General features: G+C 56.2%; 15 protein-coding genes. 7 read left to right on the top strand and 8 right to left on the bottom strand.

Going from position 1 to position 13,801, the window contains the following annotated elements:
* The first annotated feature begins 34 nt into the window (after window positions 1-34).
* The 4 genes from ctrA to AB1A64_RS07185 all read left to right on the top strand — a co-directional run bounded on the left by ctrA (window position 35) and on the right by AB1A64_RS07185 (window position 5,318).
* Window positions 35-751, top strand: coding sequence for a response regulator transcription factor CtrA (gene ctrA / locus AB1A64_RS07200; RefSeq protein WP_366550786.1), 717 nt, complete (start codon window positions 35-37; stop codon window positions 749-751).
* A 119-nt stretch (window positions 752-870) separates the two neighbouring features.
* Entirely contained in the window at window positions 871-2,997 is a 2,127-nt protein-coding gene (ligA, locus tag AB1A64_RS07195; RefSeq protein ID WP_366550785.1) for an NAD-dependent DNA ligase LigA, read from the top strand.
* Window positions 2,994-5,084, top strand: coding sequence for an ATP-dependent DNA helicase RecG (recG, locus tag AB1A64_RS07190; protein WP_366550784.1), 2,091 nt, complete (start codon window positions 2,994-2,996; stop codon window positions 5,082-5,084). Before ligA ends, recG begins: the two co-directional genes overlap by 4 nt.
* A gap of 111 nt (window positions 5,085-5,195) precedes the next feature.
* Window positions 5,196-5,318, top strand: a complete 123-nt coding sequence (locus AB1A64_RS07185) for a hypothetical protein (protein WP_264187059.1) — start codon at window positions 5,196-5,198, stop codon at window positions 5,316-5,318.
* Window positions 5,319-5,501: 183 nt separating this feature from the next.
* Here AB1A64_RS07185 and AB1A64_RS07180 read toward each other — a convergent pair whose 3' ends face one another.
* Window positions 5,502-6,140: a MarC family protein gene (locus AB1A64_RS07180; RefSeq protein WP_366550783.1), complete on the bottom strand. Its 639-nt coding sequence runs from the start codon at window positions 6,138-6,140 to the stop codon at window positions 5,502-5,504.
* 60 nt (window positions 6,141-6,200) lie between these two features.
* Window positions 6,201-6,653 (bottom strand): iron-sulfur cluster assembly scaffold protein, encoded by a 453-nt coding sequence (locus AB1A64_RS07175; protein WP_366550782.1) that lies wholly within the window; start codon window positions 6,651-6,653, stop codon window positions 6,201-6,203.
* A gap of 48 nt (window positions 6,654-6,701) precedes the next feature.
* On the opposite strand from AB1A64_RS07175, the gene hisI reads away from it, so the two are divergent.
* On the top strand, window positions 6,702-7,091 hold the full coding sequence (gene hisI, locus AB1A64_RS07170) for a phosphoribosyl-AMP cyclohydrolase (RefSeq protein WP_366550781.1): 390 nt from the start codon (window positions 6,702-6,704) through the stop codon (window positions 7,089-7,091).
* 5 nt (window positions 7,092-7,096) lie between these two features.
* Here the strand turns inward: hisI and gluQRS are convergent, their stop codons facing one another.
* The 4 genes from gluQRS to AB1A64_RS07150 form a co-directional block, all read right to left on the bottom strand.
* Window positions 7,097-7,978: a tRNA glutamyl-Q(34) synthetase GluQRS gene (gene gluQRS, locus AB1A64_RS07165; RefSeq protein WP_366550780.1), complete on the bottom strand. Its 882-nt coding sequence runs from the start codon at window positions 7,976-7,978 to the stop codon at window positions 7,097-7,099.
* Window positions 7,975-8,589, bottom strand: a complete 615-nt coding sequence (locus AB1A64_RS07160) for a methyltransferase domain-containing protein (protein ID WP_366550779.1) — start codon at window positions 8,587-8,589, stop codon at window positions 7,975-7,977. Before AB1A64_RS07160 ends, gluQRS begins: the two co-directional genes overlap by 4 nt.
* A 37-nt stretch (window positions 8,590-8,626) precedes the next feature.
* Window positions 8,627-9,967, bottom strand: a complete 1,341-nt coding sequence (gene trmFO / locus AB1A64_RS07155; protein WP_366550778.1) for a methylenetetrahydrofolate--tRNA-(uracil(54)-C(5))-methyltransferase (FADH(2)-oxidizing) TrmFO — start codon at window positions 9,965-9,967, stop codon at window positions 8,627-8,629.
* 253 nt (window positions 9,968-10,220) lie between these two features.
* Window positions 10,221-11,006, bottom strand: coding sequence for an enoyl-CoA hydratase (locus AB1A64_RS07150; RefSeq protein WP_366550777.1), 786 nt, complete (start codon window positions 11,004-11,006; stop codon window positions 10,221-10,223).
* Between the two features lie 58 nt (window positions 11,007-11,064).
* Between AB1A64_RS07150 and AB1A64_RS07145 the strand changes: the two genes are divergently transcribed.
* Window positions 11,065-11,508 carry a PaaI family thioesterase gene (locus tag AB1A64_RS07145; protein WP_366550776.1) on the top strand — a complete coding sequence of 148 codons (444 nt, stop codon included), beginning with the start codon at window positions 11,065-11,067 and terminating at the stop codon, window positions 11,506-11,508.
* 56 nt (window positions 11,509-11,564) lie between these two features.
* Here the strand turns inward: AB1A64_RS07145 and AB1A64_RS07140 are convergent, their stop codons facing one another.
* Window positions 11,565-11,792: a DUF1127 domain-containing protein gene (locus tag AB1A64_RS07140; protein WP_170348662.1), complete on the bottom strand. Its 228-nt coding sequence runs from the start codon at window positions 11,790-11,792 to the stop codon at window positions 11,565-11,567.
* A gap of 98 nt (window positions 11,793-11,890) precedes the next feature.
* Between AB1A64_RS07140 and AB1A64_RS07135 the strand changes: the two genes are divergently transcribed.
* Complete coding sequence (locus AB1A64_RS07135; protein WP_366550775.1) at window positions 11,891-13,294, top strand: PLP-dependent aminotransferase family protein; 1,404 nt, start codon at window positions 11,891-11,893, stop codon at window positions 13,292-13,294.
* A gap of 4 nt (window positions 13,295-13,298) precedes the next feature.
* Here AB1A64_RS07135 and AB1A64_RS07130 read toward each other — a convergent pair whose 3' ends face one another.
* Window positions 13,299-13,661, bottom strand: a complete 363-nt coding sequence (locus AB1A64_RS07130; RefSeq protein WP_366550774.1) for a nuclear transport factor 2 family protein — start codon at window positions 13,659-13,661, stop codon at window positions 13,299-13,301.
* Between the last annotated feature and the right edge of the window lie 140 nt (window positions 13,662-13,801).

Below are 13,801 nucleotides of genomic sequence, written 5' to 3'. Positions count from 1 at the left end.
TGAATTGGTAAATTGACCCGAATTGGAGCAGTAAATGCGTATACTTCTTGTCGAGGATGATCCGACTACGTCCAAAAGCATTGAATTGATGCTGACGCACGCAAACCTTAACGTCTATGCAACGGATCTGGGTGAGGAAGGTATCGATCTTGCAAAGCTTTATGACTATGATCTGATCCTGCTGGACCTGAATTTGCCGGACATGAATGGTCATGAAGTCCTGCGGCAACTGCGCATCGCTCGGGTGGAAACACCGATCCTGATCCTGTCAGGCGCAGACGACACGGAAAGCAAAATCAAAGGTTTTGGGTTCGGTGCCGACGATTATATGACCAAGCCCTTCCATCGAGAGGAGTTGGTGGCCCGAATCCATGCCATCATCCGCCGCTCAAAAGGGCATTCGCAATCCATCATCCAGACCGGTCGCGTTGCGGTGAACCTTGATGCCAAAACGGTCGAAGTGGAAGGCAAGGCGGTTCATCTGACCGGTAAGGAATATCAGATGCTTGAGCTGCTGAGCCTACGCAAGGGCACCACGCTGACCAAAGAGATGTTCCTGAACCATCTCTATGGCGGCATGGACGAGCCCGAGCTGAAAATCATTGACGTTTTCATCTGCAAGCTGCGTAAGAAACTCAGCAACGCCACCAATGGTGAAAATTACATCGAGACAGTTTGGGGCAGGGGCTATGTCCTGCGTGATCCGCAAAGCAACAGTGTTGACGAAACGCGGATGGCAGTTGGGGCCTGATTTGAACATGGTCGTCCGTGGTCCGGGGCGACCGTCCACACTCACTGAACAGCACGTCTGGACCTGACCATGAGCTCGCCCTATCACTGAGGTCCAAGACTAGGTGACAGGGCGAGGCCATGAGCAAATTGATTCCGGTATCTGACCTGACTGAAGAGGCCGCGCGCGTTGAATTGGCGCAATTGGCTGAACAGTTGGCGCGGGCAAACACGCTATATCACGGCGAAGACGCCCCCGAGATTTCGGACGCCGATTATGATGCGCTCAAGCATCGAAATGCTGAAATCGAAACGCGGTTTCCGCATTTAAAGCGCGCCGACAGCCCCTCGGATCAAGTCGGCGCTCGCCCGTCTGACGGTTTTTCGAAAGTCACCCATGCCGTTCGCATGATGTCACTTGGCAATGCGTTTGATGACGAAGACGTGCAGGATTTTGACCGCTCGATCCGAAAATACCTCGGGCTAGAAGCATCTAAACCTTTGTCTTACACGGCTGAACCTAAGATTGACGGTCTGTCGCTTTCCTTGCGGTATGAGAAGGGCAAACTCATTCAGGCGGCCACCCGCGGGGATGGCGAAGTTGGTGAAAATGTCACGGCAAATGCTCGGACGATTTCAGATATTCCCCAAACCTTAGAAAATGCGCCGGACGTTTTGGAAGTTCGGGGCGAGGTCTACATGTCGCATGAAGACTTCGAAAAGCTGAACGCGCGGCAGGACGAGGCAGGAGAAAAACCTTTCGCCAACCCACGAAACGCAGCAGCGGGTTCCTTGCGGCAATTGGATTCGTCCGTCACGCGATCCCGTCCGTTGCGGTTTTTTGCCTATGCCTGGGGCGAGTTGTCTGAACCGTTGGCAGAAACCCAAATGAAGGCAATCGACCGGCTGCGCGGTCTTGGTTTTGCCACCAATTCCCTGACCCAGATGTGTGAAACGACGGATCAGATGCTGGCACATTACCGCGAAATCGAGGCCCAGCGATCCACCTTGGGTTATGATATCGACGGCGTCGTCTACAAAGTGAACGATCTGTCCTTGCAGGGGCGTCTGGGGTTCCGATCCACAACCCCCCGCTGGGCGATTGCGCACAAGTTTCCTGCAGAACTGGCCTGGACCCGACTTGAAGCGATCGACATTCAGGTTGGCCGCACCGGAGCGCTCAGCCCGGTTGCCCGGTTGCATCCGGTCACGGTGGGCGGTGTGGTCGTATCGAATGCCACCTTGCACAACGAAGATTATATCGCGGGCCGTGACGCCAAAGGTGGTACTATCCGCGACGGCAAGGATATTCGGGTCGGTGATTGGGTGCAGGTTTACCGTGCCGGTGATGTGATCCCGAAACTGGCCGACGTCGATATCTCGAAACGACCCGAAGGGGCAGAGCCGTTTCAGTTCCCCAAGACCTGTCCCCAATGCAACAGCGACGCGGTCCGCGAAGAAGGCGACGCGGTGCGCCGCTGTATTGGGGGTGTAATTTGTCCCGCACAGGCCGTTGAAAAGCTGAAGCACTTCGTCTCTCGGAAGGCCTTTGATATCGAAGGTTTGGGCGCCAAGCAGATCGAGATGTTTTACGATGACCCGGATCTGCCAGTCAGAACGCCGGTCGAAATTTTCACCCTGCAGACACGCGATGCGGCAAACCTGAACAAACTGGCCAATCGCAAAGGCTGGGGGGCGCAAAGTGCGGGTAATCTGTGGGAGGCCATCGACGAGAAACGACAAATCCCCTTTGGTCGACTACTGTTTGCACTGGGCATCCGCCATTTGGGTGAGGCCGCGTCGAACCTGATCGCAACACATTATGGAAACTGGGATGACTTTGAACGCGCCATTACCGCCGCGAAAGGGTTCGAAGGTCCCGAATGGGACGACTTGTTGGGCGTGGATGGCGTCGGTGAGGTTATGGCCCGCGCCCTCATTTCAGCTTTCGCACAAAAGGCCGAGCGCGCCAGCATTGATGCGCTGGTCGCACAGTTGGACATACAAGAGGCGAAACGCCCCGACACAGCCGGCAGTCCGGTCGCGGGCAAAACGGTTGTCTTCACGGGCACGCTGGAAAAGATGACCCGCGCCGAGGCCAAGGCCCGCGCCGAGGCATTGGGGGCTAAAGTCTCGGGATCGGTCAGCAAGAAAACCGACATTCTGGTGGCCGGTCCCGGTGCCGGCTCCAAAGCAAAGAAAGCCGCCGAACTGGGTATTGAAACATTAGATGAAGATGGCTGGTTGCAGCTGATCGGAACCGCATGAGCGGGCGCCCAGAAAGCCTATTTCCGCTGTTTGCAGGGTTGGAAACGTTGGATGGGGTCGGGCCGAAGACGGCTCAGGTCTTGACCCAAGCGGGGACGGAGTCGCCGCGCGATGTGCTGTTCAGCCTGCCATATGCCGTCATTGACCGCCGTCGGCGCGATACGATTCAGGGTGTTGACCTGCCGACCACTCTGACAGTTAAAGTGACTGTTGGTACGCACCGGCCCGCCCGCAACAAGGGCGGAGCTTATCGGGTGCATGTCGAGGACAGCCAGGCAGATTTCCAGTTGGTGTTCTTTCACGCGCGCGGTGACTACCTGAAGCGTATTTTGCCGGAAGGTTCCCGACGGGTAATCTCGGGCAAGCTCGAACTGTTCGATGGCATGGCGCAAATGGTCCACCCGGATCACATGCTGCCTGTGCAAGAGGCGCAGGATATTCCGGATTTCGAACCGGTGTATCACCTGACACAGGGGATCACACAGAAAACGGCCTATAAGGCTGCCAGCAGCGCGCTGGCGCGGGCCCCGGATTTGGCTGAATGGATCGATCCCGCCCTGGTGGCTAAGCAAGGGTGGTCAACCTGGGCCACTGCAATTACAGCTGCGCATAACCCGCAAGGCGCAGATGATGTGGCTGCTCATGCTCCGGCACGGGAACGTCTGGCCTATGATGAACTGTTTGCGCATCAGTTGACGTTGGCCTTGGCCCGTCAGCGAGAGCGGAAAGCGCGGGGACTGGTCAGTGTCGGAACGGGGGCTTTGCAGGCCAAGGTCCTTGCTAGCTTACCATACCAACCTACCAAAGCGCAGCTGCGGGCCATTGACGACATCGGGGGCGATATGGCCTCGGACGCGCGTATGAACCGGTTGTTGCAGGGCGACGTGGGTGCCGGCAAGACATTGGTGGCCTTTATGGCCTTGCTCATCGCGGTCGAGGCCAAAGGTCAGGGCGTCATGATGGCGCCGACTGAAATATTGGCCCGGCAACATCTGGAGGGATTGCGCCCATTGGCCGAAGAGGCCGGGGTCGTGCTGGAAATCCTCACTGGCCGGGATAAGGGCGCGGAACGGCGGGCAAAACTAGCGGCGTTGAAAAACGGCGATATTCAAATCTTGGTCGGAACCCACGCGGTTTTTCAAAGCGATGTTGAATTCAGGGCGCTCCGGCTGGCGATTGTCGATGAGCAGCACCGGTTTGGTGTTCGACAACGAATGGAGCTGTCGGAAAAAGGGCAGGGCGCGGATGTTCTGGTGATGACGGCCACCCCGATCCCTCGCAGTTTGGCGCTTGCGCAATATGGCGATATGGACGTGTCGGTGCTGGATGAAAAGCCGCCCGGACGAAAACCCATCAAGACGGCCATCATCAGCACAGATCGTATGGACGAAGTCGTTTCGCACCTACGCCGTGCGATTGATGAAGGACGTCAGTGTTACTGGGTCTGTCCGTTGGTCGACGAATCCGAAGTCTCGGACCTGACGGCGGCCGAAGAGCGTTTCAAACGCTTGCGCGCCATTCTGGGCGAAGGAGTGGTCGGGTTGGTGCATGGCCAGATGCCATCGGTCGATAAAGATGCCGCCATGAAGGCCTTTCAGGACGGGCAAACCAAGGTACTTGTCGCCACGACCGTGATCGAGGTTGGGGTCAACGTGCCCAACGCTTCGATCATGGTTATTGAACGGGCCGAGATTTTCGGGCTGGCGCAACTACATCAGTTGCGCGGCCGTGTTGGGCGAGGCGAGGCGGATTCAACCTGCCTGCTGATGTATCAGCCTCCGCTCAGTGAAGGAGGGCGCAAACGATTAGAAGTGCTGCGTGAAACCGAAGACGGGTTTCGCATTTCGGAAACTGATCTACAGATGCGGGGCGCGGGTGATTTGATCGGGACAGCGCAATCCGGGTTGCCGAAATTCCGGATTGCGGATCTGGAACGTCAGGCTGGGTTGATGGCAACAGCGCAAACTGATGCCCGTGCGTTGCTGTCTGCTGATCCCCAATTGAAATCTGACCGGGGGCAGGCGGCACGTGTTCTGCTTTGGCTTATGAAACAGGATCAGGCAATCCGTTTGATTTCAGTGGGTTAGGAATTATGTTCTAGTAAGTTCACAAATGTTCTCAAAAAGTTCTTTACCGACTCATCAAAATATGAGAACAAAAGGTCAACAAAGGATTAAATCTCGACCGGAGGTGAGACCATGCTGACCCAGATCAAGACCGCCCTAAGCCGCTCGCAATCGACGATTTTGCAGGATGCTGTGGGGGCCGTGTCTTTGGTGGTCATGCTGATGGTTGCCCTACACCTGCCCGGAGCGTTCTAAGCCTTTCTGCCTGCGATCTCGTGCCGATCATACCGCGCTGTCATCCCCATTTCAGTCAAGGGTGACCTGCCTGTCCCATTTCCCTTGAGGGGCCAGCCTCGGCCCCGCGCGGCTATCCGGACCCCACGCGAGACACGCATAACCTGCCGCCGCCCTTTCCGCCCGGAAGGTGCGGCGGTTTTTTTATAACTGCCCGGTTTTCAGGATCTCAAGAAGCGCCGACAGAACGGAATTCACTGCGACCGAAGCCAAGATCATGCCCATCACCCGGCTGATAATCGCAGCACCCGAAGAACGGATGACCCGGATTATCGGGTCCGCCAGCAGCATCAGAACAAACGAAATCATAATAACGGACAGCATGACCAGCGCCGTAATACCCTGATCCGCGGCGCTGTAACGGTTATTGTCGGTCAGAATGACAATTGCCAGCATAGCACCGGGTGACGCCAGGGATGGCACTGCCAACGGGAAAATCGCCGGATTAGGTTTGTTGGCGGAAATTTCCATTTCCTCTTCGGCTTCATGCTGTTCGACGACTTGTTTGCTTTCGCCAAAGATCATCGTCAGCGCGAAAAGGAACAAGATGATACCACCTGCGACCTGAAATGAATTCAATCCGATATCCAGAGCCTCGATCAGCAATTGGCCGAAAATCAGAAAGAACAGAAGCACACCGGCGCTGACCAACGCGGCGAGCAGAGCGGTTTTACGGCGAGCCGCTGCAGTCAAGCCCGCAGTGACTGCTATGAAAACAGGGATTGTGCCGATCGGATCAATTACGACCCAAAGCGTAACAAAGTGCTCAAGTAATTTTTCCAATCCAATCCCCCCGACATCATGCGGGGTGATTAAACCGGATTGCCCGCAAAAATTCCAATGTTATGCGCAATTTGCCTGTTCAGCTTGCCGCATCGCTTCGGCGGTGGCCTCGAGGGCCAACAGGATCGATGCGTGGCGGTTCTTGTAGTCCCGCGCAGGGATCAAAACTTCGAGCCCATCAAAAGGTGCATCAGGTGCGGGCCCGTCTTTCTTCAACATGGCGGCCAATTGATCGCGCGCAGTTTCCACCTGAGCCCGTGTCGCCCCGATGATGGCGCTGCCCACGACCGAGGCTGAAGCTTGGCCCAAGGCGCAGGCTTTGACGTCCTGTCCGAACTCCGAGATCTTGCCGTCCTGCATCTTCACATCCACGGTCACCGTCGACCCGCACAGTGGTGAGCGTTTTTTCACCGTGGCATCAGGATTCTCAAGCCGGTCCAGATGCGGAATGTCAGCAGCCAGCGCCAGAATGCGGCCGGAATAGAGCTTTATCAGGTCGTTCTCGCCGGACATGGCTTTCCCTCGTTGTCTGTTCCCCATACATAGTGAGCATCTACCGGGATGCAAAAGGTTTTTCTCATGTCTGCCACCGTCGCGTTTGATCCGTCCTCGCTGAAGTTTAATGAGGCCGGGCTGATCCCTGCTATCGCCCAGGATGCTAGCTCGGGCGAGGTGTTGATGATGGCCTGGATGAATGTTCAAGCCATTGAGAAGACGTTGGAAACTGGGCGCGTCACTTATTGGTCGCGGTCGCGTCAGTCGTTCTGGATCAAGGGCGAAACCTCGGGCCATGTGCAGGAATTGGTGGATTTCCGCTTTGATTGCGACCGCGATTGTTTGCTGGTTCTAGTGCGCCAAACCGGCGCTGCGTGCCATACAAATCGCCGGACCTGTTTCTATACCGCGGTACGAGACGGCGACGAGGTCGAGCTGATGTCACCCATGGAGTGAAGGGATCACAGTCCGATCATCGCCCGGATTTCTGCTGGCGACGCCCCCTCGGCCCGGTATTTTGAGATCGCCCGCGCATCGTCACGCTTGGCCAGACGTTTTCCTACATCGTCGCGGATCAACCGGTGATGTAAATACTGCGGTGTCGGTAAACCCAGCAAGGCTTGCAGCACAACATGAATACGGGTCGCTTCGAACAGGTCCTGGCCGCGTACAACGTGTGTAACACCCTGTGCGGCGTCGTCCAAGACCACTGACAAGTGATAAGACGTTCCCATATCGCGCCGCGACAGAACAACGTCGCCGATTGTGTCTGTAAGCTCGCCCAAAGAAAACGGGATGATGCCCGTCTCTCCATTTGGTCCCGCGCCAGATTCGTTAAAAGCGCCGACTTTTGCATCGGGTTGGTCCGAGCCCGAAAGCTTGCGGGCAGACTTGGCCATATCCAATCTCAAAGGAGTGTCCGTGGGACGCGGCGTGTCTCGACGTTTATCACGGCACGTTCCGGGGTAAATGATCCCGTCTGGACCGTGCAGCGGCGCACCTTCTTGTGGGGCACTGGCCGCAGCGGCGATGTCTTTTCGATTGCAGATGCAGGGGTAAAGCAGGCCGCGCGCCCACAGGTCGTCCAGCGCTTTGTCATACTCCGCCAACCGGTCGGACTGACGCATGACAGGTTCAGGCCAGTTCAGCCCAAGCCACCGCAGGTCGTCATAAATTTGGTCTTCCCAATGTGACCGTGATCGAGACCGGTCTATGTCCTCGATCCTCAGCAGGAATTGGCCCCTTTCAGAAGCGGCAATATCATGGGCCAGCATTGCCGAATAAGCATGCCCCAGATGTAACGGACCAGTTGGAGATGGGGCAAATCGAGTTTTAAATATCACGCTTTTTCAACGATATATACGTCCGACTTAAGGTCCATTCCTGGGAGGTGAGGGCCGTATTCCCGAAACAGCAACCGAGCAGCCCCCATATCAAGCCAATCATTCAAACGCGAGGTGTAAGAGACGTTCTCAAGCGCATGATCATTAAAGGAAAAGCCAAGCAGACCACCTTCGGGAAGTGCACGCATCAACATATCAAAAACCTCAGGAGGTGCTGCGCCGACCCCGATGACACCGATTGCGGTGATCGCCTTGTAGGCTCCTTGATCCAAAGGATCGGGATTGGTGATCTCAAAGGTTGAAAGATTTCGGTAGACCCCTTTGGCCAGAGCGCCCTCTAGCATCTTCGGGGTTGGATCAACGCCGTCAATCACTTCGAAACCCGCCGCACGCAAGGCTACACCGGACAATCCGGTGCCACACCCATAGTCCAAGACAGGCGTTTGCGGCTCGGGCAGTTTTGACCATAACGCCTCGGCCACCCGTCCAGGGGTCGCATAGCCATGCGCGCCAACTTCGGCATCGTAGGACGACGCCCATTTCTGATAGTGCGCATGCGTCTCTTGCGGGGTGTCCAGATTATAGACGTCTTTGAGGTACTTATCGCTCATAAACTGATACTACGCTGCATGTGCCAATAGCGTCCAGTCAACACTGCTCCAGCCAGTTGGTCCACTCGGCCTTGGCGCGGTCCGTATAGGCCTTGTAGCGATCCTTGCGGCCACGCCGACCGCCCTTTAACCCGTCGACAGGCCGGAACAGGCCGAAATTGACGTTCATGGGTTGGAAGGTTTTCGCCTCGGCCCCGCCGGTAATATGGTGGATCAGAGCGCCCATGGCGCTGTCCTGCGGGACCTCGGGTAGGGTGCGACCCTGGATCTCTGCTGCAGCCAGACGACCGGCCAAAAGCCCCATCGCCGCGCTTTCGACATAGCCCTCAACCCCGGTAATCTGCCCGGCAAAGCGGATATTCGGTTTCGATTTCAACCGCATCTGCGCATCCAGCAATGTAGGAGAGTTAATAAACGTATTGCGGTGAATGCCCCCCAACCGCGCAAAGCTGGCGTTTTCCAAACCGGGGATCATCCGAAACACTTCGGTCTGCGCGCCGTATTTCATTTTGGTTTGAAAGCCGACGATATTGAACAGCGTGCCAAGCGCATTGTCGCGGCGCAATTGCACCACCGCATGCGGTTTGACGTCTGGCTGATGGGGATTGGTCAGACCGACCGGCTTCATCGGGCCATGGCGCAGTGTTTCGCGCCCGCGTTCTGACATCACCTCGATCGGCAGACAGCCATCGAAATACCCCGCCGTTTCGCCTTCGTGAAACTCGGTTTTGTCAGCGGCCAGCAGGGCGTCGATAAAGGCCTCATACTGATCGCGGTCCATCGGACAGTTCAGATAGGCGGTGCGCTCTTCCTCGGTTTCGCCTTTGTCATAGCGCGATTGCATCCAGGCTTTGCTCATATCGATGCTGTCGGCATAGACGATCGGGGCGATGGCGTCGAAAAAGGCCAGCGACTCGGCACCTGTTTCGGTGCGGATGGATTCGCCCAGTGTTGCCGATGTCAGAGGGCCGGTGGCAAAGATCCAGTGGCCATCATCGGGCAGAGCGGTGATCTCTTCCCCTGTAACCTCAATACGCGGATGGGACTGCAGTTTGGCGGTTACCGCCTCGGCAAAAGGATCGCGGTCCACGGCCAACGCACCACCTGCGGGCAACCGGTGCGCGTCCGCCGTTGTCATGATCAGGCCGTTCGCGGCGCGCATTTCCCAATGCAGCAAGCCAACAGCGTTCTGTTCATCATCGTCTGAGCGAAAAGAGTTCGAACACACCATCTCGGCCAGATTGCCGGTTTGGTGCGCAAAAGTGCCAACTTTGGGTCGCATTTCGTGGATCACCACATCTACGCCCATTTCTGCCGCTTGCCAGGCGGCCTCGGACCCGGCCATGCCGCCGCCCACGATATGCAGTTTTTGTGTCATGCGCTGCCACATAGGACAGTGAACCGTGCAACGCAACACAGGCCGCTTAGATTAAGAATTTAAGGGAATTTTGGGGTCGCCGCTGCGGGAATGTCGACGCCGGTGAGAGAAACCAGCTTGGAGGGACCTTCCGCCCACGGCGACCCAAAAAGTGTATCAAGAGCCATAGCCCTGTCCCAGCATTGCCACAGTGTCGCCCTTTTGGGAAGTGCAAAATTACGAACAATCGTAAAAATTGTTGACAATAATCGCTTTATTGGTGCCAGTTCGGCGGCCTTTTTTCGATAAATGCGGATATGCCTTCTTCGGTATCGCGATGTAGCATATTCTGCGCCATTACGTCTCCGGTATAGTCATAGGCCTGCTCAAGAGGCATTTCCAGCTGCTTGTAAAAGGCCTGTTTGCCGATTTTCACAGCCGAACCCAATTTGGCCGCAAGCTGATCGGCAAGCGACACGGTTTCATGCTCCAACAGCATTTCGGGCACGACGCGATTGATCAAACCCTGCTCGGCTGCGGTTTCGGCCGAGATAAAGTCGCCAGTCGTCAGCATCTCGAACGCGCGCTTGCGCGGGATGTTCCGGCTGAGGGCAACCATCGGTGTCGAGCAGAACAAACCGATATTCACACCGTTCACCCCAAACCGCGTACCTTCGGCTGCGACGGCCAGATCGCAGGTGGCAACCAGCTGGCATCCTGCAGCGGTGGCGATACCGTGGACCTGTGCGATAACTGGTTGGGGCAGGGACCGGATTGACAGCATCATCTGGGTGCATCTGGCAAAAAGGTCCTTGAAATAGGCTTTTCCACCGTCCTCGGCCTGACGTCCGGCTGTCATCTGTTTCAGATCATGACCCGCACAGAACGCTTTGCCTTCACCGCGCAGGATAACCGCCCGAATCGCGCTGTCGTCGCGCAGGCTGTCGAACTCGGATTGCAGGGCAGCCAGCATCTCGTCGCTCAGGGCGTTCAGACGATCGGGCGCATTCATTGTCAGTGTGGCGACTGCACCTGTGTCGTTACGTTCCAAAATTGCCATCTTGCCCTCCGTTGCGATGTTGGGCCAACTCTAGGTCGGCAAACTGAGGAGGGGAAGCATGTCATTGGCCATGAGCCGGGAAGACCTGATGGAATACCTGCGGCAAATCTTCCCACAGGTACATCGGGATTTCGTCGTGGAAAAGCTGGATGAGGACTCGATCGAGATGCGTTTGGTTGTCGAAGATCGCCATCTGCGTCCTGGCGGTACAGTTTCAGGGCCATCCATGTTCGGGCTGGCCGATGTCAGCGTTTATGCGATGATTCTCGCGCGCAAAGGGCGGCAATCTCTGGCCGTTACCACGAACAGCTCCTTGGATTTTCTGCGAAAACCCGAAGGTGGCAAGGATATGATTGCCCGGTGCCGATTGTTGAAATTGGGCCGTAACCTGGCCGTTGGGGATGTGCTGATGTTTTCCGAAGGGTCGGAGAAGCCCGTCGCGCGCGCCACAATGACATATTCACTGCCACCCGAGGGATCGGCCGCGGCTGCCTTCGGATAAAAAAGGCCGGGCTAAGCCCGGCCAGGAAGAGGTCCCGTCAAGGGACTGGGGAAAACTCAACCCTGCCAGAATGGGCGGGTGAATTCCTGACGTGCCTGATATCTTGTCAGACCGACGTCTTTCAAAAGCCTGTCATCCAGCTTGGACAGATTGAGCCGGCTACGGCGTTGACGTTCCCATTTCGTGACCGTCGCCGCAAACCGCACGGCCAGCGCGGCGATCAGCGGCAGCCGAGGGCTGTCGTTCAGCAGCAAGAGGGCGGGGTTGTGCATCGAACGTGTCATCGGGGTATCCTTTCAAATTGTATTGACACAAAGTTAAAGTGTTCGGTATATGTGTTTGATACATTCAGGATTGTGTCAAAATCAAAGGAAGAATTGTAATGGATACAATTTGGCCGGAATCGCTGCCAAAATCCAAGGGGCCGAAATATACTCTGGTCGCTGATACAATCAGAAAAGCGATTGATAACAAGTTGCTGGAGGTCGGAACAAAGCTACCCCCAGTGCGTGAATTGGCGTACCGGTTACAAATCACGCCTGGCACAGTCGCGCGGGCTTATACGATTCTTACGGATGAAGGATTGTTACACGCCGAGGTCGGACGTGGTACATTTGTCGCCCCGCCCAAATCGCCAATTCTGGACGACGTCTGGGCCCGCCAGCTACATTTGCAAGACAACAAGTACAACGCCAATGTCAGTCTGTTCAGCCCACGATTGGCGGATGTTGGGCAGGTCTCGCTAATCCGGGAGTGCCTGCAAAAAGTGGCCCAGGCTGATCCAGGCCTGTTTTTGAACTACCCGACCCGCGACGCCTATCAGCCCATGCGGCAAGCCGTGGTGGAGTGGCTTTCCGACCTGCCTTTGGGTGCATTGTCCCATGATGATATTGTGCTGACTCATGGGGGGCAAAATGGATTGTGCCTTGTGTTTCAAACAATCCTGCGGGGGCCAAAGCCGGTCGTTTTGGTCGAAGACCTTTCCTATGCAGGGTTCCGTCGGGCCGGAGAATTGATGCGCGCTGATGTGGTTGGCGTGAAAATGGATAAGTGGGGCGTCGATCCGTCCGCAATGGAACATGTCCTGCGCCAGACACCAGCACAAGCTATCTGCGTTTCGCCCGAAGTGCAGAACCCAACGGGCGCGCACACACCGCTTGAACGTCGGAAAGAAATTGTCGAAGTGGCCCGGCGTTTTGACCTTCAGATCATCGAAGATGATTGCTATCGCATGGGCGACGCTCGTGAACCCAGCTTTCGTGCTTTGGCACCTGAAAGGGGATGGCATGTGTCTTCGATTTCGAAAACTCTGACGCCTGCGCTGCGCGTTGGGTTTGCCATTGCGCCGCGCGAGCGGAGCGTGGACCTGCGGCGTTCGGCGGAATACGGGTACTTTGGTTTGGCGCAGCCGTTGGCGGAATTGACCAGGTTGCTGTTGTCTGATCCTCGTACGCCGCGGATTGCAAGGGACGTGCGGGTTCGAATGGGCGAATATGTTCGCGTTGCAGTGAACGCTTTGGGTGGGTTCGATTTAAACTGGGCGCCGGATGTGCCTTTTGTGTGGCTGAACTTGCCTTCGGGTTGGCGCGCCGCAGCCTTCAGCCGTGCGGCTGAACGAGAGGGGATACAGCTCCGGTCTGCCGATGAGTTCGCCCTGCGGGACGGACGGGCCCCAAATGCGGTTCGTATAGCCATGAACGGGCATGTGTCACTTGAGCGGTTTGAGGATGCGATGCACAGGTTGCGGCGTCTGCTGGACAATCCGCCGGAACAGATCAGTGTTTGATTGCTCAATGCAGCGGCACTGGATCACCAAAGAAGCCGGCCAAATAGGCGATCTTTCCCTCGGCATCCAAACGAATGAAATCGTGACCAGACACAAGGATACCGCCTTCTGGATCAATCATGTGCCAAGTGAAATGGACAACATCGTGATGGTTGGACGGTTCGCTTGTCAGTTCAACACGTCCACCAGAACTTTGTAAAACGTCGCCAATATGATCGCACAGGTTCGCGCGGCCATTCACTTCGGCGGTCGGGTCGACATAGCGGCCGTTTTCAGCAAAGCACTTTGTCAAAAGCACAAGGCGTTTATCCGGGTCCGTCTCTTGCCAGGATGCGCCGTAGTCAGTGATGGTTTGTTGCCACTCCATAGTATTCACGCTCCTTGAGTCGACTTGCTTATTCAGTATAGCGGGCGAGGCGGGGCAGGGGTAAAGGGGCTTAATCGTGGGGTAAAATAATACCTATTTTATAACCCCTTGAAAATACTAATTTTAAAAGACTTTGGTGT

Source organism: Ruegeria sp. ANG10 (assembly GCF_040705255.1).
In the GTDB taxonomy this organism is placed as follows: Bacteria; Pseudomonadota; Alphaproteobacteria; order Rhodobacterales; family Rhodobacteraceae; genus Ruegeria.
The sequence above is the reverse complement of the archived record's forward strand: the minus strand, read 5'-3'. Positions and strand labels throughout refer to the sequence as shown.

What these genes read in the sequence shown, in the direction of transcription:
- AB1A64_RS07185 (WP_264187059.1), top strand. Translation starts at nt 5,196, where the DNA reads ATGCTGACCCAGATCAAGACCGCCCTAAGCCGCTCGCAATCGACGATT.
- AB1A64_RS07150 (WP_366550777.1), bottom strand. Translation starts at nt 11,006, where the DNA reads ATGGCAATTTTGGAACGTAACGACACAGGTGCAGTCGCCACACTGACA.
- AB1A64_RS07130 (WP_366550774.1), bottom strand. Translation starts at nt 13,661, where the DNA reads ATGGAGTGGCAACAAACCATCACTGACTACGGCGCATCCTGGCAAGAG.
- AB1A64_RS07135 (WP_366550775.1), top strand. Translation starts at nt 11,891, where the DNA reads ATGGATACAATTTGGCCGGAATCGCTGCCAAAATCCAAGGGGCCGAAA.
- ctrA (WP_366550786.1), top strand. Translation starts at nt 35, where the DNA reads ATGCGTATACTTCTTGTCGAGGATGATCCGACTACGTCCAAAAGCATT.
- AB1A64_RS07175 (WP_366550782.1), bottom strand. Translation starts at nt 6,653, where the DNA reads ATGTCCGGCGAGAACGACCTGATAAAGCTCTATTCCGGCCGCATTCTG.
- hisI (WP_366550781.1), top strand. Translation starts at nt 6,702, where the DNA reads ATGCAAAAGGTTTTTCTCATGTCTGCCACCGTCGCGTTTGATCCGTCC.
- ligA (WP_366550785.1), top strand. Translation starts at nt 871, where the DNA reads ATGAGCAAATTGATTCCGGTATCTGACCTGACTGAAGAGGCCGCGCGC.
- AB1A64_RS07145 (WP_366550776.1), top strand. Translation starts at nt 11,065, where the DNA reads ATGTCATTGGCCATGAGCCGGGAAGACCTGATGGAATACCTGCGGCAA.
- trmFO (WP_366550778.1), bottom strand. Translation starts at nt 9,967, where the DNA reads ATGACACAAAAACTGCATATCGTGGGCGGCGGCATGGCCGGGTCCGAG.
- recG (WP_366550784.1), top strand. Translation starts at nt 2,994, where the DNA reads ATGAGCGGGCGCCCAGAAAGCCTATTTCCGCTGTTTGCAGGGTTGGAA.
- AB1A64_RS07160 (WP_366550779.1), bottom strand. Translation starts at nt 8,589, where the DNA reads ATGAGCGATAAGTACCTCAAAGACGTCTATAATCTGGACACCCCGCAA.
- AB1A64_RS07140 (WP_170348662.1), bottom strand. Translation starts at nt 11,792, where the DNA reads ATGACACGTTCGATGCACAACCCCGCCCTCTTGCTGCTGAACGACAGC.